Raw genomic sequence first — 20,565 nt, 5'->3', positions numbered from 1 at the left:
TCTTTGTTAGCTAACGTAGTCTTGCCGTTCAATGTTTGTTTTAATTAACACCCCCCTAGCGTGCTGAGTTCGGGGTGTTGAATTACGTTTTAATTATGGGACTGCTTATCTTTATAGATGCTCAGAGAATAGCATCAATGAAGCTCTGTTTTTGTCTACTCCTAGATGGATATTAACGTTAAGCTAGGTTGTGTAGAAGAAACAGAGTTGCCAAAATTAAACACCCGTTTGCACGCACCTAAGTGGGCGATCGCAGCAAACGAAGGCATCGTGGTGAGGCAGAACACCAGCATGGGTTTTTCTACGATCGCGCCTTAAGCCAATCGACAATAGTTGGAGGAAGGTTTCGCTGCACTTTATTGCTGACCTAGATCCCGATGTGCCCAACTGGGAAGGAGCGCAAGGTGTAGTCTTCGCTAGCAATGTATGTCTTAAGAGTTAAGGAAGATGCTGGAGGAGAGGATCTTGCTCGGCGTAAATGTTCAAAATCGGGATGCGGATGTTTCCCATATCCACTCGCTTGTTGCCAATCTCAACCTGACCTTGAATCAGTTTGTTTCCCTGAGAGAAATCTTTCATGAACAGTCGGTAAGCCTCTCCAGCTTGGTCGGGACTATCAAAAATCTACTTTTCCATCCGGATAAAATTGATTAGTTTGCTTTCAAAATAGATGTTCTCCAGAAGGTCAATATACTTCTGAACTCCTAACTGGAAAGGCTTCAACATCAAGAACTCCCAATTCAGGAAGTCGCCGGGAATGTTGCCCAGAGTATCCACCATTAAATCTACATCTCTTCATCCCTTGGGCTTGTCTTGGCAACTAGAAGAAGTGCTCCCCCTACTTATTAAGCCGATACAAAAATTTCTTCTTCATTTTTCCATAAAAGGATTTTAGTCAGTACAAATGCCTCTACTAAACTTTAATCCTGTTACTTTGTCTAAGGGTCTACCTAAAGAAGGGACATAATATTAACCGAGTTGAAGCTTTTCTATACAAGAGCTTGAAATACAGCGCTTTATTTACAAGTACCTCTTAGGTAAGTGGTACGCATCAAACTGAATCCATAAAATGATGAGAAATCTATACACTTTCAGCGCAGGACGATCGCGTCGTTGAATTGGGTTCCTAGTGCCTATCCTATTCATTTTCATTGAAACGCTTCGTGTATGGCTGATGTGACCGTTAACGCATACGTTATTATTATTGAGAATTGCGCTTTATGGACGCAAAACAACTGAGTGAGGAGCTGCGTCAAGGAAAGAACCCTCACATGACCGTCGGCGATGGATTATCGGCTTATCTATGCTTGGGGGTTCGATGGGACAAGCCGTGACACTCTACCAGAGTCGGATCGTTAATCACCTACCAGATCCGCCGGGACAAAAGCTTTTCAATGCAGACCGCGTTGACGCTTCTAATTACGCTTACAACAAATTCAACTCACCCGACGGGCCAATAATGGTGGCTAATTATGCCATCACTGCTTGGCTAGCTGCTGCAGGTGGTCTAGACCGCGCTAGGCGCAACCCTTTGCTACCAATTGCAATGGGTATCAAGCTCGTGTTGGACGGGGTGACCAATGTCGAGTTAGCTCGTGAGGAATGGAGCGAGAACAAGGCGTTTTGTGAATACTGCCAAGTTGCGACGGTTTGCTCGATCGCCTCCATTGTACTCGCAGTGCCGGAGGTTCTTACCGCTGTTGGCACCCTGCTGGGACGCCGCGATCGGGACACCGAAGCACAGGGCAACACACGGTAATCGATACAGCGGGGAAAAGTACGGATGATTTTCTACAGCGGTGTTGGGCGTACAGCAAATGTTAAGCCCGATGGAGAATGATTGCCCATACATATTTTGTGCAACATACATATTTTGTCCAATTTTTCTCCCTCAATACTCCCTCTAGAATTAGTGGTAGAACGAGTCATGTCTAAGGATAGAACACCTACTTGAAACTGAATGATAGCCTTGTAGAGTAAGGTCAAAGACAAGTGCAAATCATGACATCACAGAATCCTCCAGATACTCGGCAAGATGATGCAAAATATGACCCTCAAGATAATCCTGGAACCCAAACAAGTATACCGACCACAGAAGAGGGTGAAACTCCACTGGATGAGAGATATCGCATGACCGGCCAACAATCCGGTACTGACGTTAGTCCCGGTAGTGAACCTGAAGCTCCTGGAGCGGCTCCCAAGGTTGTTGGAAGTCCAAATCAAGGCACTGACTCCCGTTAAAAAGATTCTTGAAAATCGCGCAAATTTGTGATGCAGATGAAAGGTAGCTCAGCAGATAAAGTGGTCGAGACACTGCCTTATTTGCAAATAATGCCGAACCCAAATCGCCTGAGCAACAGGATAGCAACAAATATCAATCAGATTATTTAACCGAGGATAACTAAACATGGTTACAACGTTAGACGATACAAAACGGGCTGCGATCGGCGAAAGATTGGCAGACTTGAAAGCCTTTCAAAATTTAATTATCTCCAACGATCAAAAGCTAATAGATGCCTGCCCTGATGACGATGTGCGCAAGCGTCTCCAGAATATGCTTGAAGATGACCAGAAAAACCTGGGCATTATAGAGACGGTGATCGTTCAATACGGCATTCAAGCTGAACCTAGTGCTGCGACCAAGATATTTATTCCGCAGTTTGAGAAGATGATGTCAGGCGAGGAGTTTACGTATTATCAGAAACTCCTTCACCACGAACTGATGAAGCATGCTCAAGCCATGAGTGGAATCATTATTCACAAAGCCGCTCAGAAGGTGGGAGCTGATATTGAAGTGGCAATTGGCCCTTTGAATACCGTCAATTTTGAAAGTCGCGCTCACCAAGAACAACTCAAAGGAATGCTCGAATTGGTGGGTGTCCGCGAAATGACTGGTAAAGACGCCGACCAGGGACTCTGGGCCCGGGTGCAAGATGGAGTTGCTGCATTGTCGGGTGTATTTGGCAGCATAGCCACCCAAAACAGTGACAAACAAGATATGAACATCCAGACCCTCATCCGGCTGGATCACAACAAGACGAATACTATCTTCACCGAAATCGGAGCTACTAAAGATCCTCAAAAGCTCCAAGAGTATTTCGGACAACTCTACAAAGATTTGTTGGTACACGCTCAAGCTGAAGAAGAAGTCGTCTATCCCAAAGTTCGCTCGTTCTACGGCGATGACAACACTCAAGAGCTGTACGATGAGCAAGCGCAAATGAAGCAGATGCTCGATGAAATTAAGGCTATGGACCCCACTAATGCTGACGAGTTTAGATCGAAAATTAAAGACCTGATGGAGGCGGTTGGCGACCACATTCGCCAAGAAGAATCCACCATGTTCTCGGCGATTGACAACAATTGCAGCGACGAGCAAAAAGAGCAAATGGCAACCGAGTTTAAAGCTGCCAAGAGCAGGATTCAGCAAGAAATGGCAACCTAATTGCAATAACAGCCAACCCTCTCATTACAAGACAAAGCATTCCCCGGTAAGCGGAGCGATGGCTTTTTATTGAGAGTGCAGCGGATTGTGCAATAAGAGAATAGCTTTTTAGCTCCCACTCTCTAGCCAACCGCGATCGCCATAACAGCAGCTTCTAAACAGAAGTTCTCCCTTGAGGGCAACTTCTGTTTAGAATAAAAAAGTATAGCTGACCACATAAACCGAAGAGGTAGATAGGTATTGCTAATTTTAAATGGATACAAATAACTCGCTTAGGAAAGTGAACTGGCAGCGATTTGAAAATAAAAATTTGTATTTTAAATTACATTTAAAGTTAACAATAACTATCATATTAGCCACAGCAGTAGCTAAAATTTGACAACCTCTTAGTCAGAACAGAGGAGAAGTTTAGGGTTTTAGCATCAGGTTCAGGTAATAGGGTAGATTGCGCTTCACAACACATCAGCATTTGAGTTTTAACCATGAATTCCTATATAGATAATCAGAATCCTCTTATTCTTTTTGCAGTTGGCGTGGGCGCTTTGCTCGTCGTGCTTTGGGTGGTGCGATCGTGGCGCGAACGTCAATACGATCTCACAGGCAAGACGGTGCTGCTTACGGGTGGTTCTCGCGGACTTGGTTTGGTTATGGCGCGCCAGTTGGTGCATGAAGGAGCGCGTTTGGCAATTTGTGCCCGCGATCGCGCAGAGCTGGAAAGGGCGCGTGTCGAGCTGGAGCAGTGCGGTGGAGAGGTGCTGACTGTTCCGTGTGATGTCACCGATCGCTCCCAGGTTGAGCAGATGGTGCAGCAGGTGCGCGATCGCTTCGGTCAGATCGACATCCTCATTAACAACGCAGGCACCGACCTTGTGGGGCCAATGGATGTATTGACGATGGAGGACTACGACGACTTGATGAAGCTGCATTTCTGGGCACCGCTATACACTACTTATGCGGTTTTCCCGGAAATGCGTCAACGACAGGCTGGACGCATCGTTAATATCTCTTCGATCGGCGGCAAGGTAGTTTCTCCGCATATGTTGGCGTATTGCGCCAGCAAATTTGCCTTAACGGGTTTGTCGGAAGGGATGCGGACAGAACTGGCAAAGGACGGGATTGCTGTCACAACGGTATGTCCGGGTTTCATCCGCACGGGCGTGATAGACCACGCTATGTTCAAAGGTCAGCACCGCAAGGAGTTTACATGGTTCAGCATTGCTGATTCCTTGCCCTTAATCTCGACGAGTGCCGAAAAAGTTGCTCGTGAGACGATTGCTGGATTTCGACGGGGTGATGCAGAGGTAATTGTGCCACTTTGGACTTGGTTTAGTGCCAGACTCTATGCTCTTTTTCCAGGGCTTTCTACCACTGCGATCGCTTGGTTTAATCGGTTGTTACCTGGAACAGGTGGGATTGGTACTGAACGCGCTTTTGGAAAAGACAGTCACTCATCTTTATCGCCTTCGCTGTTAACCTCTTTGAGTGACAAAGCGGCACTGCAAAACAATGAGATGGGGAGCCGAGAGCAACCGGATGGCGATCGAATCGCTGAGCGATCGAGCTACCGATCATCTGTGTCGAACGGTGAGGATGGGTGAGCCGAAAGCGCGCGGTTTTCTTTCACAGACGTTAGGCGATAGGCGCGATCGTCCAATGCTGTTAATACAAAAGCAATAGCTGCAAAACAAGGAGAACAGATGTCACAAAGTACGCCAAACTCAGAAATGGTATACCGAACTCTTGGCAGCACAGGAGAGAGGGTTTCTGCGATCGGATTGGGTGGTTGGCACATCGGATTGAAGTATGTTGATGAGCAACTGGGTATCCGGATTGTTCGGACTGCGATCGACCGCGGCATCACTTTTATGGATAACAGTTGGGATTACAACGGTGGAGCCAGCGAGATTCGCATGGGGAAAGCTCTCCGCGAGGGCTACCGAGACAAAGTATTCCTGATGACTAAAATTGACGGTCGCTCCAAGAAAGAAGCCGCAAGACAGCTAGACGAATCACTGCAACGCCTGCAAGTTGATTGCATCGATCTCGTCCAGCACCACGAAATCCTCCGGTTCGAGGACCCGCATCGAGTTTTCGATCCAGAAGGGGCAAATGCCGCCTTAATTGAGGCGCGGGAAGCTGGCAAACTCCGATATATTGGCTTCACCGGACACAAAGACCCCCAGATTCATCTGCATATGCTGGAAGTTGCAGCTAGTTATGGGTTTAAATTTGATGCAGCTCAGTTGCCGCTGAATGTGATGGATGCACACTACCGAAGCTTTGCGAAGCTGGTTGTGCCAGAACTGGTTAAACAGGACATCGGCATTCTTGGCATGAAAAGCATGGCAAACGGGATTTTGTTACGGTCAAATACGGTAACGCCAATAGAGTGTCTGCACTATGCGCTGAATCTACCTACATCGGTTGTGATTACGGGAATTGACAGCATGGAGATTCTCGATCAAGCGTTTGAGGCGGTGCGGACGTTCCAGCCAATGAATGACGAGCAAGTGCGATCGCTGTTAGCAAAAACGGCAGAAGCAGCATCACGCGGCGAGTTTGAGCCATTCAAAACTTCATCAATTTTCGACAGCACTGCCCAGAATCTAGATTGGCTTGGAAAGGAGCCACAGCGCATTCAGCAACTGATGCGAACGTGATCGAGAGAAGCTCGTACAATCTAAATTTATTTACTCTCCATGAACACAAAAGCCGCTGTAGTATTCGATATCATCGCCACCTGCTTCAGAATAGCCTGCTACGCCGTGAACCAGTCTAGTGCAGAGTCTATAATCGCAGGGGGAATTGTGTGGGGGCCGTCGAACTCCCGATAAACCACATCGTAGCCAGCACCCTGCAACTGTGGCACTATCTTACGGCTACAAGGATCGATCGGTAAAACAGAGTCTCGCGTGCCGTGCGAGATGAACAGACGCGGTTCGCCAACCTGTGAAGCTGGTGCCATAAACCCCGGCGAGAACGCTATGACATGGCTGAACAAGTCGCCGTTGGTGATGCCGACACTTAGGGCATAGGAAGCCCCGTCCGAGAAGCCCTCGATCGCAATGCGGGTAGGGTCTACAGCGTAGCGGCTGAACGTCTGCGCCAGCGCCTGGTCAATCAAGGCGATATCGGGGCCGTACCCACCGACCAGCACATCCCACGTCTGGCGGCGCGAGGCAGGTGCCAGCAGGATGAGTCCAGTGGCATCGGCGAGGTTTTGGAACGGAGTCAGACCGCCGCGTGCGTCGCCACCTGCGCCGTGCAGCATCACCACCAGTGGTGCGGGTCGGGAAGCTTGGTAATTTTTAGGCACGTAGAGGAGTCCATCGCGCTTGGTGGAAAGTCCCAATGGTTGCAGACCGCTTGGTGCCGTTCCCGTAGGCTGCGTTGGTCGTGCCAGCAGGCGTCCGTTCATAGATGCCTGATCCTGATTTTGTGGTTTGTCTGTTCTCATTGATGTAATTCTCTCCATAGAGTTGGTGGTACAGGCTGATCCAATCGCCCCAGTGATGCCTACCAAAAACATTCCAAGTAGGTGCCTTCGGCTTAATCGCGAACCGATGTCGGTTTTCTGCTTGAGCATGATGCCCTTGCTTCTCCTGTTGTGAAAAGTGAATTTTTATCCCGCCACCAATGAGAGCAAATGACATCTTGCACTAGATAAGCAAAATGTTCTCGATTAGCCATAGTGAGCGTTCCTTGTAAGGTAAAAAAGGAAGGTGTTTTCGGGGGTATGCCGGAAGGCAAGAAACTGCGATCGCAAGCTGATCTGAAAAGATGAAAAGAAATAACTGTTGGTTGATAAGCTTTCAGGTAATCGGCGACTATAACCTAGAGGCGATTTTTTTGATATTCATAAGTCGTTTGATAGGGTATCCAAATTTGCTTCTTCAAGCGATTAAGAATTTCAAAAAATCTCTCTCGCGTGGCGGTAGCAAATCGCCCACAAACTGGAAGTCTCGATGCTCCCCAAACCAAGCCCGCCTGTGCGGACTCAATTGGGTCGGGGTCGGCAGGCTTTGTTGAATAGAAGCGAAGCAACTTCTGCCCCCTCCATGTTGACGAAGCCTGCGCGTTGGCGTTAGCCTCGCGTTAGCGATAGCGCATAGGGTAAGGGGGCTTAGCGTAGCCGCGATTTCCTTTTATCCTAGTATTTTGCCGTCCAAATAATGAGTCGGAAATGTTATTAAAAGTTAGATAACGATGGCTCTTGCCTCTACCTAATAAGATTAACACCTCGTGCTTTTTACAACGTCCTTCTCAGGTAGGAGCGTAAAGCAAAGGCGACTTTATTCGTTTTTTCAAAGTGACTTTATAATAGGTTGTGTCCTCAGTAGGATGAGGTGACAATGGTAATCGAGATAGCGTTAAGAAGAAAAGAATTGCTCAGTAAGAGTTTAAGCTTGAGTACGTTGAATGCAGGTTGAAGCAAAAGCCTGGAAACTCTGGCTTTCGATAAGTATTTTACCGCAGTTGTGGCTGATGGTGATAGGTTCTGAAGTCAGTGGAAGTGGAAGGGGAGAGATTGATACCGCAGTAATTGTTTAACTGATTTACGGAGAAATTAGAAATGAGTAGCGTATCCATGCCTAATCAAGCAAGTCAGCCAAATCAAGAAGTTAACGCATCTCAACAGGCTCAACTTTTTGCACCCCCAAATGCGGGTGAAAGTGCTGTTTTAGATGCCAACATTACCGCAGGAACCAGCACAAACCCATAGGGAGAAGCGATCGCTCATCCCATCGCCTCCAATTTCTCATCCGCAACCGAACAGATGAGACCAAAACTGTTGGATCTTCAACCATTGCAGGCTCTTATTCGGCCGATGGGGAGCAGACGGAAAAAGGTGTCGTTATATCTTCACAACAATCCAGACGTACCCGCTAGCGATGCTCAAGGAATGCTACCCGATACTGACGCAATTAAACTTCCAATCGATTCTGAAGTCAATCATCAAGAATAAGAGTTCGGGATTGCCTCCCCTATATTGTCTGTAAACAAGGATACTTTTTTTTATGCTCATTATTAACAGTTGAGCCTGATCAATCCAATCTTTAGATATAGAGATAATTTAAGTCTAATGGTAGACCATACCAGCAAATATACTCGATACCATGAAATCGAAACAGAATAGTTAAAAACTACTCACCACTATGAAGACTTCAACGAAGAATTCAACAATCAATACCGATCAAGTCCCTACGATCACTCCGGCTTATAACGGTGCCGATCGCAATGCCTGGATTTTTGGTTGGAACCCGCAGCAAGAGCTATGGAACGGTCGTCTAGCAATGCTTGGTTTTGTCGCCTATCTTCTTTGGGATATGGCTGGTTATAGCGTTCTTCGAGATGTACTCCACCTCGCTCGCTAGGAGTTGAATGGTCAGTTACAAGCTGTTTGTGTTTCTCTAACAGCAGTAAAACACTTGTTTAGTCCACACGAAAAATTTTTGAAAATCAAAATACTGCCATGCAAACATCAACATCTTCAAATTCCTCAATTCGTTACGGTGCTCTGAGTCTAGGTCTCCTTTTCTTGTTACTGGGCGTAGCTGGATTTGTGCCTGCTTTTTTCACTCCCTCTGAGAACTTTACCTCCGTACCAGGCTTTGGCTATATATTCGGGGTATTCCCCACCAACTATTTTCATAATGCAATTGGCATTTTAGTGGGTGTTTGGGGAATTGCGGCATTTACTAGCTTAAGCGGAGCCATTGTGTTCAATCGCATCTTCGCTATCCTTTATGCAGCAGGTGCAATTTTAGGATTGCTGCCATTTGCAAATACCTTGTTCGGGCTTACACCACTTTTTGGAAATAATATCTGGCTCAATGCCCTTACTGCTGCCGTCGCTTTTTACTACGGATTTGTGAAATCAGGAGAAATCAGTATGCAGAGTTCATCGAGTGTTCAAGCTAGCGTGTAACTCGAAGAGTTTCTCGAAGTAGAGAAAGGGTTCTCATGCTTAGCGGTGGAAATTATTTCATCTGCGCTCCTTGGCACTTATTATAGGATGCAAAAGTAGTCTTTGTAAGACTACTTTTTTTATGCCTACATACAGCGAATTTTGCGGAGTGGGTTTGTGTCTGATCGGTGCTAGTTGCAACATACCCGATCGCGCGGCTTACGGTATTGTCGGGACCACTTGGTTTGGGTCTGGTCATACCCCGTGCTGTGCTTCAATTTCGTTGAGCAACATCTCGTCAGAGTAGGACGTTTCCCAAATGAAACTAGAAGGAGATTAAAAACGATTGAAGGAAAAATAATTACAGCTTTTGGAGTTAAAGCAATAGGTCAAGTTAAATAATGAAATTTAAATAACATTGAAAAAAGTCAAAAGTAAGAAAGCTTTCAGTAAAAACAAGTTTTTTTACTTTTGGCTTTTGACTTTTGACTTTTAGCACATCGAGTATTCCACTCAAAACTCAAAACTCAAAACTATTAAGGCGCTGCTGCCGCCCTGCGGTTGGCAACAATCAGATTAGCCTGATACTCTGCCGCTTTTTGCTGAGCCTTTTGATAGTTCGCGCTGGTTGACGGTACGGCTCTCATGAGCTTAACCGCTTGCTGCCACTCGCTTGCTACTGCGATCCACTCATTTTGAGACTGAGCCTTCTGGGCGGAAATTGCTGCCTTCTGAGCTGTGTTAACCGCTTCCCTCCAAGAGTCAGGCTTAGGCGCGGCGGCTTTTGGTGCAGGAGAAGCTGGAGATGGGCTTGCTGGCGCAGCAGCAGTGGGAGCGGGTTTTGGTGCAGGGGAGGCTGCCTGTGGGGTGCCTGGAGATGCGGCTGGAGAGGATACAGCGGCTTTAGAAGGGGGAGATGAGGGTTGGGGGGAGGGGGAAGCAGCTTCGGAGGCGATGGGTTCTGGGTTCGAGTCGCCGAATGGGAAAGTTTTAGTAAAGAAAAGCCCTGCGATCGCCGCCAGAGGTACTAAGATACCCACAGGTATTACCCATTTGGGAAATTGTTTTTTCGGAGGCGGGGCTTGATCTTCGTCTTCGTCTTCGTCTTCCTCGTCGTCATCTCGATCGAATTCTCCTTCTTGATAATAGTCTCCGCCTTCGGGCTCGACATCATCTAAACCTACAGAGTCGTCAGGCATTCCACTATCCAAGGGGTAAGGCATGGGATCGGCAGGCATCAGATCAATTTCATCTTCCCACGCAGGCGATCCGTCACCTGTTCGACGCCCGTAAACTTTTACAGTGTGAATTGATTCGAGTCCCAGCTTCGTCATGCCGGTGCGGATGAAATCGACCAATACCATTTGATCCGGTACTTTGTCTGCCTCCAGAATTATGTGGAGGCAGCCGTTGTCCCGCGTCACATCGGCGTTGATGCCTTTGGGTTTGAGTGTACGGTTGATGCTAGATGCGATCGCGTTTGGATCGCCTTGCTTGAGCAGTTCCCGCGGGTTCTGTTGTGTCATGGGTAGCGCTCTTTTTTTGGGGGGGGTGGAGAGCCGGCAAATAATATTAACCGATCGGCATTCGGCGGACAATATTTATTTACCACATTAACTTCTACTTTGGCATTCTGAGACTATTTCTAGTATCTATTGACCTTTTGGGCCGCGATCCGGCATCAAGCACATAGCCGCTATCGAAATTTGTTGTAAAAATTTACAGTAAAGCGCCGCTCCTGTGCCCTGTCGCGCATCAGCGAAACAAGCTAGAAAGTTCTATAACTTTGGTTTGCAGGGTTGAGTTTTCTTCCCGCCCCCGCTTCAAAGAAGCTTCTAAGTCTAGCAGCAAAGGCAAACTTTTTTGCAGTTTTTCTAAGCTGGCGTTCTTGACTTCTTGCCGAAAATAGTATACTCGTTTCGGATTGCCGAGATCTAGAGCTTGAGCAATTTTATCATCGCGATCGCCCGCTTGGATCATTGCCTTTACCCAAAGCCAAATCCGAAACTTACCAGTCAAGCCGGCGACAATCCTCAAACCAGGCTCGCTGCGGCTAGTTAAGCCTGCCAATAAATCCAAAGCGGCGGAGGTATTGCCCTCGCGAATCGCATCGGCTAGCTGGAAGGTATTTTGGGCGTGACAGTGCACCAGTGCGGCAACTTCTTCCGGGTTCAGAGGTTGGCTGCGGTTGCCCGCAAACAGTCGCAATTTTTCGAGTTCGCTGTATAGCTGGCGGGTATCGCTGCCAATGGATTCGGCCAAAAGTTCGATCGCTGTGGCGGTCAATTTTACGTTCATTTCGCCCGCGACTTGGCGCACCCGCTGGGCTAATTCTTTGTCATTCCAAGGCGGAATCGGTGAAAATTCCCGCACTTGGGCGGACTGGAAAATTAACTTGGTAGATTTGAGTCGGCTGTCGGGTTTTTTGACGGATGTCAGCAGCAGCACGGTGGTAGGGGGCATCACCGGCAGCGTCCGTTCAAATTGCGCTAACAGTTCTGGAGAACACTGCTGCGTTAAAGTCGTATTTGCCAGCCAGACAAAACGGCTGCCGGTACCGAAGGGCGGCGTTAAGGCTCGATCAAGCCCTTCGACCACAGCGTCGGCGGAATCGGCAATAATCTTGTCATAGTTAAAACTAGCCCAGTTGGGGTCGAGGACTGTTTGGCGCAAACTTGTCACAGCTTGCGCCATCGCAAAGTCGTCTTCCCCCCAAAACAGGTAAATTTGCATGAAAAACGCTCAGTAGCCAAAAAAATCACAGTTGCACGCGAGGCTTGTCCAACATATCCTGAATAGGGCTGTTGGAAGCCCGCGCCATAATATAAAATTTGGTGTGGGAGTATGTCACCGCGAGGAAATCAAGATTGGATGATACTTATCAAGCTTACGTAAATCGGGTGGCGCGAATGACGCTGCTGGACTCCTACAAGTCCCAGGTGGAACACATTCAGGAATCTCCAAAATTTAAGCCCGACGAAACAGGCCGGAGAGATCCGGTACCTTTTCCAGGTTATTCGGTGATTACGCCCCCTGCGGGGGAAGATGCAGAAAATGCTGCATTTTATAGTAATTTGCACTCGAGCCAACAACGGCTATTGCAGGAAATAGGGGAGGGTGCGATCGTGGCACTGCCTCCTGATAGCTTCCATTTAACCGTAGCCGATTTGATTTGGAGCAGCGCTTTTCGAGATGCCTCTGATAAAAATCCCGAATTTGAGGAGCAACTGCGCTCGCGCATGGCCGATCGTTTTGCCGCCTGCAAACCCTTGGCGGGCGGCGCTCCCATTCGCTGGATAGTGCTGGGGTTGATGGTGATGACTAGAGCTGTGGGTGTTTGTTTGGCACCGACGGACGAAAACTCTTACAAGCAAATTCTGGAGTTTCGCCGATCGATCTATCAAAATCCCGATTTAATGGCTTTGGGAATTGAACAGCAATATCATTTTACGGCACACATTACTCTGGGTTATTTTGGGGACATCGGGCCGAACCTTGACCGCGCTCGCTTGTGCGCTTTGCTGTCAGAGTTAAACGAGCAATGGCTGGACACGCCGCAAGAACTGTCCGTAAACCGAGTGGAACTGCGGAAGTTTGACGACATGACCACCTACCTCCGGCAACCGGACTGGCCTGTGTTTGAGTTTTAACGAAGGAAGAGGGAAGAAGGAAGAAGGAAGAAGGAAGAAGGAAGAAGGAAGAGGGAAGAGGGAAGAGGATCGATGTGAAGATTTTTTCCATCTCCCACTCTCCCCATCTCCCACTCTCCCACTCTCTCGCCCCCTCTCCCCCTCTCCCCTGTGAAAAGAGTCAGGATATTGCCTATTAAATGCTTTAATTATTTTTGTTTGACAGTAAAGTCAAGGAAAAAATTTATGAAAAACCAGGAAAAATCAGTAATTCTGGTTTTTTACTTTTTGCTTAAAAAGTGACAGTACACGTCGTTGGTATAGGTTTAGATGGAGCTGCTGGGCTGAGCGAATCGGCGCGGCAGGTTGTAGAAATGGCCGCTCTGCTAATAGGGAGCGAGCGCCATTTGAGCTATTTTCCCCAGCACGACGGAGAGCGCTGGGCGTTGGAAGATTTGACCGAAGCAATTCTGGAAATTCGGCGCTGGTGGGCGACTGAACCCGAATTAGAACCCTCTGCGGGGACGGTGGAACCCCGTACTCAACCGATCGTAATTTTAGTGGCCGGTGACCCGCTGTTCTACGGCTGGGGGAAGTTGTTAATTGCCCAATTGCCGGCAGAAGAATTGACTTTTCACCCCCATGTCAGTTCTGTGCAGTTGGCTTTTAACCGCTTGCATATCCCTTGGCAAGACGCTCATTTTGTTGGCTCTCAAGGACGTTATTTTGAGGAACTGACGGCAAAACTCAAACTCGGTGTCGAGAAAATTGCGGTGCTCGCCGACGAAACTCATACTCCGGCGGCCCTGGCAAATTTGGTCAAAGCTCTAGATTTGCCTACACGCTACGAGTTTTGGGTTTGCGAGAATTTGGGTGCTGCTGACGAGCGGGTGGGCCTGCGTTCTCTGTCAGCTTTGCTGGGAGAGTCTTTTGCACCGCTGAGCGTGGTTGTGATGCTGCGGGAACCCCCGCCGAGGGCAGAACCTTTGGATTTGGAAAAGTTGCCTTTGTTGGGAATACCAGATGCAGCTTTTATCGGTTGTGGCGACAAGCCGGGTTTGACGGTTGAACGGGAAGTGCGGGTGTTGGTGTTGGCACAATTGGCTTTGCAACCGGGACAAGTTGTCTGGGATGTGGGTGCTGGTAACGGTTCTGTGTCGATCGAAATTGCTCGTTTATTCCCGCAGTCTGAGGTGTACGCGATCGAACAAACGGTTTCTGGTACTTCTGCGATCGAGTTCAACTACGGCCGTTTTGGGCTGCAAAATGTGTTCTCGATTTACGGAACCGCCCCGGAAATCTTGCACCGCTTGCGTCCTCCGCACCGGATTTTTATTGGCGGTAGTGGCGGAGGGTTGACTAAAATTTTGGGCGTTTGCGCCCTGCGGCTGCTCCCTGGAGGCTCGATCGTGCTTGCGTTGGATGCTTTTGAGGATATTGCTACTGTTTTGAGCTGGATGGGCGATCGCGTGCGCCGGGAACCGCACTGGAGCTACCGAATCGTGCAAGTGCAGTTATCGCGTTCTGTGGCTGGGGGAAATTCAACTCGTTTTGACGCGCTGAATCCGGTTTCGATTGTGACGATCGATCGACACTTGAATTAATGTCTGATTTTTAACCGCCGATTTAAGCTGATTAGGGCTGATTAACGCTGATTTGAGTTAGGAAGAGTAAGGTTGCGGTTGCTAGTAGCAATAAAATGCCGGCTGCACCTGCTAGCGGTTTGGCGGCGATTCCTGTAATCCATTCTGGTACGGTAGAAGTAGGTTTAATTGCGCCTTCTGTATCTACGGTAGTTATACCCCAAATCCAAGCTGCGTGAATGCCGATCGCCAATCCCAAACTACCATTGTCGGCGATGCGGGCTAATGTTAAAACCATCCCCATCAGCCACAATCCGGGCAGTTGCGGTAGAGTTTCTTTGGCTGCCCAAATTAGGTGGGCGATCGCGAAAATGAAACTGGCGATCGCTGCTGCCATTAGCACAGAGTAATCTTGCTGGAGGATTGTTTGCAAGCAGCCGCGAAAGATTAACTCTTCTGTGCCGCTAATCCACACTCCTAATAACAGAGTCAGCAGACTAGCAGGGTTAAAAATTAAAGCCCAAGGATTAATTTTTTTTTCGCCTGTTTCGGTGGAAGTCTCGCTTTTTTTTAGCTCGATCCAGCCTGCGCTTAATTGCAGACCGAATAAAATTACTAAGCTGATTATTCCTAATCCTAATCCCCGCAGTAATGACATCAAAACTGCGGGTTGCCAATCCCAACCCCAGTTGGCAAAAGATGTGTTTTCGATCCAACTTGTCGCCCATAAAATGAAGGGGACAATCACGTAGAGGGAAGCTAGTAAAGGTAGTTTTTTGTTTCCCAGGGGTTGGGGCGGATGCCATTTGAGGGCGATCGCCAGCACAATCGCTGCGGGAAGCCACACAACCATCCAAGTTGAGAAAAACAAGATTATTTTGACAATTGCTGGTATTGACGGCGACAGCAGTCGCAGGTTGTTTATGCTATTCCACATTTAAGGGGTTGCAACTATAATACTGTTGACTGTTGACTGTTGACTGTTAACTGTTAACTAATGACTACTGACTACTGCCAACTGCCAATTGACTACCGATCGAGCTTGCGCTGAATTTGCCTCAGAGACTGGTACATTTCGGGCAAGCGGTTGTAAACGGCTGTGGCTTTGAGAAATAGTTTGTGGGGAATTGCTGGAATGCCCGTCACGATCGCCCCTGCTGCAACATCGCTGTGAATTCCGGCTTTAGCAGTGGCGATCGCCCCATCTCCGATTTTGGCTTGATTAGCAATTCCCACTTGACCAGCCAAAATTACATTGTTGCCAATTTTTACCCCGCCAGCCATGCCAACGTGAGCGGCAAAAGCACAATTTTTCCCTACTTGACAGCCATGACCTACGTGTACTAAATTGTCGATTTTTGTATTCTGCCCGATGCGGGTTTCTCCGACAGCGGGCCTGTCGATCGTGCTGTTGCAGCCAACCTCAACGCCCTCTTCTAATACCGTGCAGCCAGACTGCTCCATTTTCACCCATCCTGTGGCTGTCGGCACGAACCCAAAACCTTCGGAACCAATAGCCGCACCGCTGTGAATCACGCAATTTGCCCCGATGCGAGTACGTTCGTGAATGACGCAGTTAGCGTGTAAAACAGTGCCTTCGCCTATTTCCGCATCTGGGTAAATTACGACATTTGGATGAATGCAAACGTTGCTGCCAATTTTGACTTTTGGTTGAATAACGACGTTGGGGCCAATATAGACATTTTCACTAATTTCTGCTGATGGGTGAACAGTGGCTGAGGGATGAATTTCGGATGCTGGGCGAAACGGTTGATAGAAAATGGCGATCGTTTCAGCAAATAACAATCGCGGATCTGCTGCGGCAATCCAAGCAATGTTGCGATCGTCACATTGAGCTTGGAGACTTTCATCTAAGGGTAAAATTAAAGCCGAAGCATTTGTAGTGGCTGTATGAGCGGCAAATTTAGCACCTTCTATGTAACTGATAGTACCGGGTGCAGCTTCATCAACAGGGGTCGCGCCTGTAATTTCTGGATCGGCAGCAACCGACGCTGTGAGGGTGCGACTGGTGGCTAAGTTAAGTTTTTGTACTATTTCGCTAAACTTCATCTCTAAAAAAAATTTGTTGTTAACACAGATGGATTATCAGAAAATTTGGGTAGAAACCCCGTCCTTTTAGGACGGCTTTACTGGTATGATTTGAGTGGTCAATGACCCACCCGTGACGATGGAGACATAAACCCGCGTCTCCAAAGCTTGCAACAATTGCAACGGGGAAGAAAAATCGGTAGACCGGGAAAAGAGGATGGGGCAATGGTAAACACCCCCAGAATCAAATAGTATACAAGAATTCCTTTTGGTATTCGACACGTAAAAACCGCAGGGCTTGCGGGGTTAGTCTCTGGAGCGAGCATAAGACCAAATCTCCTTGAGGGTGGAGGCCGCTGCTAAGAAGCAGAAAGGTTCAAGAAGTGATTCTTGGAATCACCGTGCCTTTAGGTCGGTGAGGATGTCAAAGTTAAAATTACCAGCTTTGGAGCACGATCTGAGCAGTTGCCATTTAAAAAACAAAAACCCCGATTTCTTGAAGAAGTCGGGGTGGTAGCGCTCGATTATTTTTGGCAATTATTTTACAGAAACTGCATCTACGTCAACGGTGCTGCCTTGGGCTTCAGAATAATGGGTACCGGTGGCTTCGGATGCTGAGGCTGTCTCTGTTTGGCGGGATTTAAAGTAGTCGATCGACATTTGCGAAATTTCGGAAATCAGCAAGACAGCGATCGCCACATCGTCAATTTGACCGATGACTGGCAGGAAATCCGGGGCAATGTCGATCGGGCTTATCAAATATGCCAGCGTTCCCAGAATAATCCACCAGCGGTATTTGGGGTTGCGGAGGGTGTCGCGGTACCAGTTGTAAACAGATTGTATAGAAAAGTTCATGGGGTTGTCCTCTACTTATATTTTTAATCTTGACAAATTGTCGCTCAAAATGCTTGTGGAGATATCCCCCCTAGGGTTGGCAAGAGACTTCTACCTGGGAGTATAGGGAATTGGGGAGGGAAAAGTTGTCAAGCTGTGTTGAAAGGGCGGGGACTCTTGACAACGCCCCTACAGAAATCTGACAGATGAAAGCCGATAGAATTAATTTGTGTTTATCTGCGGTTTAAAAAAACATTCATATTGTTGACGGTAGATTAGGAATCTATTACTTGTATATCGTCATTAAAGCAAGTTACTTAGATTGGGATTTTTCAACCGCAGATGTCAGCAGATAAACACAGATGAACGCCGATGGGATTCATCTGCGTTTATCTGTTGAAAAAAATCTTCATCTATTACTCACGAATTTTGAAAGATCCATTTTTGGTCGCCGATCGCAATTTCGCAGCCATTTGGCAGCCAAAAAGGCTCGTTAGCCGCCAGCCTCTGCCCACCGACAAAAGTGCCGTTGGAACTGCCGCTATCGACAAGCTGATACCGCTGTTTGCCAAGTTCGTCAGTGGCGCGGCGGATTTGAGCGTGGTAGCGCGAACTTTGCGGATCTTGTAATACTAAAGTGTTGGTTGGTTCGCGTCCAATTGTAAAGGGATTGGCCGTTAAAGCGATCGCCTCTCCAGAAAGTTTGTAGATTAAATATGCGGTTGTTTTGCGATCGCTGCTTGCGAGTACGGTTGGTGCAAGTTGGGGAGGATTTCTCCCAGGAGGGAGGCTGTTTTGAGCAAGTTGTTGTGTCAGTCGTTGTAAATCTCGATCGAACCCTGCTGCTGTGTCAGAAGCTGGAAGACTCGCAGGAGAATTACCTGAAATTAAGTTTAACTGCTGTACGGGAGATTGAGGAACAATCGGACGGCCTGCTTCGGCAATTCTCATTTGCAGGGCGGCGGCATTTTCTGCTTCCTGTCGGGCACTCATTCCCTCAACTTGGCGAATAACTCCGTTGGTTTCGGGAAAGCTGACATCGCCAATTCGCACGTCTTCTAAGTTAAAACCCAGAGTATAAAAATCTTGGACGCGATCGAGCAAATTTTGGCGCAGCAACAGCCGTCCTTGACTGATAAGCTGTTGTAGGGGTATTTGCCCGATCGCTAATCCCATACAATCCTTAACTGCACTTGCTAAAACAGCTAGAGGATCGGACAATTCCAAAGCTACTCGTTTCGGATCTATAACTTGATAAATAACAGTCAGAGTGGCATCAATTAAAAATCGATCCTTAGACAAAAAATCTCCGTGCGACTGTACATCCAAATTGCGGAGTTTGGTGTCTACGAGGACAATTTGAGACTGTTCCAGCAGGGGAAGGGCGAAGCTGAAATGCCGCCCGGATTTCAGGGTACGCACGGCGCGGCCGTTTTTGACCAACAAACCCGTGTAACCCGCCCCTATAAAGTCCATACTAAACCCGGCCCAGCGTTCTGGAGTTATCGTTTGAATCAGGGGAGAAGCGTTGTTCATGGGAGGGAGTTGAGGGAGGGGAGATTCTATTTTTAGGGTAACAAATTGCTGGGGGCGAGCGATCGGGCGGTGTGCCGGTTTCGCAACCTCTATTCTATACTTCTAGACTCCCCGCGATTCAGGCCGGACTGGATCTAGCTTGCATCTAGTTGATGGTGGGGACGATGGAAATACTGTTCGTAGGGTGCGTCCGATCCTTCAAACCTGTTGAACTCGAAAGAATTAATGTCTAACGCACCCTAAAATTTGGTTTAACGGTGACTAAAGGTGAGTAATTTATTGGCTATACTTAAGGCATCATGCTAGTTAGTAAGTCAGATGAACACGATCGCGATCGCCCTTTCTGATGAGCGCCTCCTGAAGTTACAAAAACTCGCCAACGACTTGAATGTATCGATAGAAGAATTAGTTTTAATAGGCATAGAAAACTTACTCGCACAGCCAGAAAGTCTTTCACCCTATACTGCTCAAGATATTCTCAACAAAAATGCTAAAATTCCCCCTGAGATAGTTGACAATTTTTATGCACTAGCCTCGGATTGGGAGAAAGATGTGGCTGGACTTTCTTCTACTGCCCAAATGTCTCAGCATCCTGCCTATCAGGAAATTATTAGTATGGGAACACACATCGTGCCGCTGTTGCTATCGGAACTGAAGAGAAAGCCCCTTTACTGGTTATCGGCGTTGAGTGCAATTACGGGTGAAAATCCCATTAAACCAGAACAAAGGGGAAGGGTGAAACAGATGGCATCAGCTTGGATAGATTGGGGGAGAAATCAAGGCTACGCGATTGAAGAGAATGTATAGAAAGCAGAATTTGAATTTAAGTGTCCCAATTTGTCTCGCATTTTTTTACTCAAGGCTGATGATTTTGCGCTTACAACAATCTTTGTAATGTACAATAATAACAAGAAGTAAATTAGTTTCTAAATATAGAGTATGAATCTTGAGAAATCACAAAAGAGAATTAACTACTTGATGTCTCTTTTCGTAACCCAAATTAAAGGTGGTACGGCAATGGGCCAAACAGACCTTAACAAGGTGGCTGAAAGTATAATGATACCTATCATTGCTGAGGTTTATGGCTATAAAAATCTGAAAAATTTGAATTTTACAGAAGGGAGTAACTTCCCCAGCATTGATTTAGGTGATGAAACGGCAAGAGTAGCTTTTCAAATTACAGCTACGCCTGGTCTTGAAAAAGTTAAAGATACATTGAAAAAGTTCATTGAACATCCAGACAAGCTATACAAAAAGTACGATAAGTTAATTATTTATATTTTGAGAGAAAAGCAAAATTCTTACTCCCCTACAGAGATTAATAAAATAATTAATGGAAAGTTTAATTTTGACCCACAACAAGATATTTGGGATTATCGAGATATCCTTCAATTGGTTTCTAACTTCCAAATCGATAGAACACGCAAAGTTGAAAACATTTTAGAGGAAAACTTTTGCCCAGAAATAACACAGCCCGATCGCGAGGTAGTCGATAAGGTTAAGCAGATATAGCCTTTATCAGAAAGATGAGGTATCATGTAACTGACTTGAACGAAGTAAAAAATATAGAACCCGAAAATG

22 protein-coding genes are annotated in these 20,565 nt (G+C 47.2%); 13 read left to right on the top strand and 9 right to left on the bottom strand.

The genetic code is table 11. The features are described 5' to 3' along the window. Positions 1-165: 165 nt before the first annotated feature. Positions 166-318, top strand: a complete 153-nt coding sequence (locus tag QUA71_RS20565; protein WP_333287818.1) for a hypothetical protein — start codon at positions 166-168, stop codon at positions 316-318. A gap of 120 nt (positions 319-438) precedes the next feature. Here the strand turns inward: QUA71_RS20565 and QUA71_RS20560 are convergent, their stop codons facing one another. Next, on the bottom strand, positions 439-579 hold the full coding sequence (locus QUA71_RS20560; RefSeq protein WP_333287816.1) for a hypothetical protein: 141 nt from the start codon (positions 577-579) through the stop codon (positions 439-441). 739 nt (positions 580-1,318) lie between these two features. Between QUA71_RS20560 and QUA71_RS20555 the strand changes: the two genes are divergently transcribed. The 5 genes from QUA71_RS20555 (at position 1,319) to QUA71_RS20535 (ending at position 6,105) form a co-directional block, all read left to right on the top strand. Continuing rightward, complete coding sequence (locus QUA71_RS20555) at positions 1,319-1,759, top strand: vitamin K epoxide reductase family protein (protein WP_333287814.1); 441 nt, start codon at positions 1,319-1,321, stop codon at positions 1,757-1,759. Positions 1,760-2,001: 242 nt separating this feature from the next. Then, positions 2,002-2,241 (top strand): hypothetical protein, encoded by a 240-nt coding sequence (locus QUA71_RS20550; protein WP_190655907.1) that lies wholly within the window; start codon positions 2,002-2,004, stop codon positions 2,239-2,241. A 166-nt stretch (positions 2,242-2,407) separates the two neighbouring features. Then, the gene (locus QUA71_RS20545) at positions 2,408-3,445 is read left to right on the top strand and encodes a hemerythrin domain-containing protein (protein WP_333287812.1); all 1,038 of its coding nucleotides are present in this window, start codon (positions 2,408-2,410) and stop codon (positions 3,443-3,445) included. A 482-nt stretch (positions 3,446-3,927) separates the two neighbouring features. Next, a complete protein-coding gene (locus tag QUA71_RS20540) occupies positions 3,928-5,043 on the top strand; it encodes an SDR family NAD(P)-dependent oxidoreductase (protein ID WP_333287810.1) in 1,116 nt (371 codons plus the stop codon). Positions 5,044-5,142: 99 nt separating this feature from the next. Beyond that, positions 5,143-6,105: an aldo/keto reductase gene (locus tag QUA71_RS20535; RefSeq protein ID WP_333287809.1), complete on the top strand. Its 963-nt coding sequence runs from the start codon at positions 5,143-5,145 to the stop codon at positions 6,103-6,105. A 98-nt stretch (positions 6,106-6,203) separates the two neighbouring features. Here QUA71_RS20535 and QUA71_RS20530 read toward each other — a convergent pair whose 3' ends face one another. Together QUA71_RS20530 and QUA71_RS29335 are read right to left on the bottom strand one after the other, a co-directional pair. Further along, positions 6,204-7,031 (bottom strand): phospholipase, encoded by an 828-nt coding sequence (locus QUA71_RS20530; protein WP_333287807.1) that lies wholly within the window; start codon positions 7,029-7,031, stop codon positions 6,204-6,206. Between the two features lie 248 nt (positions 7,032-7,279). Beyond that, positions 7,280-7,426 carry a PIN-like domain-containing protein gene (locus tag QUA71_RS29335; RefSeq protein WP_445243810.1) on the bottom strand — a complete coding sequence of 49 codons (147 nt, stop codon included), beginning with the start codon at positions 7,424-7,426 and terminating at the stop codon, positions 7,280-7,282. A 592-nt stretch (positions 7,427-8,018) separates the two neighbouring features. Here QUA71_RS29335 and QUA71_RS20525 point away from each other — a divergent pair. The 3 genes from QUA71_RS20525 to QUA71_RS20515 all read left to right on the top strand — a co-directional run bounded on the left by QUA71_RS20525 (position 8,019) and on the right by QUA71_RS20515 (position 9,374). Continuing rightward, a complete protein-coding gene (locus QUA71_RS20525; protein ID WP_333287804.1) occupies positions 8,019-8,168 on the top strand; it encodes a hypothetical protein in 150 nt (49 codons plus the stop codon). Positions 8,169-8,601: 433 nt separating this feature from the next. After that, entirely contained in the window at positions 8,602-8,820 is a 219-nt protein-coding gene (locus tag QUA71_RS20520; RefSeq protein ID WP_333287802.1) for a chlorophyll a/b-binding protein, read from the top strand. Between the two features lie 98 nt (positions 8,821-8,918). Beyond that, the gene (locus tag QUA71_RS20515) at positions 8,919-9,374 is read left to right on the top strand and encodes a DUF4383 domain-containing protein (RefSeq protein ID WP_333213678.1); all 456 of its coding nucleotides are present in this window, start codon (positions 8,919-8,921) and stop codon (positions 9,372-9,374) included. Between the two features lie 515 nt (positions 9,375-9,889). Here QUA71_RS20515 and QUA71_RS20510 read toward each other — a convergent pair. After that, entirely contained in the window at positions 9,890-10,879 is a 990-nt protein-coding gene (locus tag QUA71_RS20510; RefSeq protein ID WP_333287800.1) for a hypothetical protein, read from the bottom strand. Between the two features lie 229 nt (positions 10,880-11,108). Then, entirely contained in the window at positions 11,109-12,086 is a 978-nt protein-coding gene (gene holA / locus QUA71_RS20505; protein WP_333287798.1) for a DNA polymerase III subunit delta, read from the bottom strand. A 176-nt stretch (positions 12,087-12,262) separates the two neighbouring features. On the opposite strand from holA, the gene QUA71_RS20500 reads away from it, so the two are divergent. Together QUA71_RS20500 and cbiE are read left to right on the top strand one after the other, a co-directional pair. Beyond that, on the top strand, positions 12,263-13,003 hold the full coding sequence (locus QUA71_RS20500) for a DUF1868 domain-containing protein (protein ID WP_333287862.1): 741 nt from the start codon (positions 12,263-12,265) through the stop codon (positions 13,001-13,003). 278 nt (positions 13,004-13,281) lie between these two features. Further along, positions 13,282-14,586, top strand: a complete 1,305-nt coding sequence (gene cbiE, locus QUA71_RS20495) for a precorrin-6y C5,15-methyltransferase (decarboxylating) subunit CbiE (protein ID WP_333287796.1) — start codon at positions 13,282-13,284, stop codon at positions 14,584-14,586. A gap of 31 nt (positions 14,587-14,617) precedes the next feature. Here cbiE and QUA71_RS20490 read toward each other — a convergent pair whose 3' ends face one another. The 4 genes from QUA71_RS20490 to QUA71_RS20475 all read right to left on the bottom strand — a co-directional run bounded on the left by QUA71_RS20490 (position 14,618) and on the right by QUA71_RS20475 (position 18,984). Then, the gene (locus tag QUA71_RS20490) at positions 14,618-15,502 is read right to left on the bottom strand and encodes a CPBP family intramembrane glutamic endopeptidase (protein ID WP_333287794.1); all 885 of its coding nucleotides are present in this window, start codon (positions 15,500-15,502) and stop codon (positions 14,618-14,620) included. A gap of 92 nt (positions 15,503-15,594) precedes the next feature. Continuing rightward, positions 15,595-16,635, bottom strand: coding sequence for a UDP-3-O-(3-hydroxymyristoyl)glucosamine N-acyltransferase (lpxD, locus tag QUA71_RS20485; protein WP_333287792.1), 1,041 nt, complete (start codon positions 16,633-16,635; stop codon positions 15,595-15,597). Positions 16,636-17,151: 516 nt separating this feature from the next. Next, positions 17,152-17,469 (bottom strand): YkvA family protein, encoded by a 318-nt coding sequence (locus QUA71_RS20480; RefSeq protein WP_190743449.1) that lies wholly within the window; start codon positions 17,467-17,469, stop codon positions 17,152-17,154. Between the two features lie 399 nt (positions 17,470-17,868). Next, positions 17,869-18,984 (bottom strand): SPFH domain-containing protein, encoded by a 1,116-nt coding sequence (locus tag QUA71_RS20475; RefSeq protein WP_333287789.1) that lies wholly within the window; start codon positions 18,982-18,984, stop codon positions 17,869-17,871. A gap of 318 nt (positions 18,985-19,302) precedes the next feature. Here QUA71_RS20475 and QUA71_RS20470 point away from each other — a divergent pair, with 318 nt between their 5' ends. Next, on the top strand, positions 19,303-19,791 hold the full coding sequence (locus QUA71_RS20470) for a hypothetical protein (protein ID WP_333287787.1): 489 nt from the start codon (positions 19,303-19,305) through the stop codon (positions 19,789-19,791). A gap of 132 nt (positions 19,792-19,923) precedes the next feature. After that, positions 19,924-20,496, top strand: a complete 573-nt coding sequence (locus tag QUA71_RS20465; RefSeq protein ID WP_333287785.1) for an SMEK domain-containing protein — start codon at positions 19,924-19,926, stop codon at positions 20,494-20,496. The last annotated feature ends 69 nt before the right edge of the window (positions 20,497-20,565 follow it).

This window comes from Microcoleus sp. MON1_C5 (assembly GCF_036701875.1).
In the GTDB taxonomy this organism is placed as follows: Bacteria; Cyanobacteriota; Cyanobacteriia; order Cyanobacteriales; family Microcoleaceae; genus Microcoleus.
Note: the sequence above shows the minus strand (reverse complement) of the source record. Positions and strands in the feature narration are given on the sequence as shown.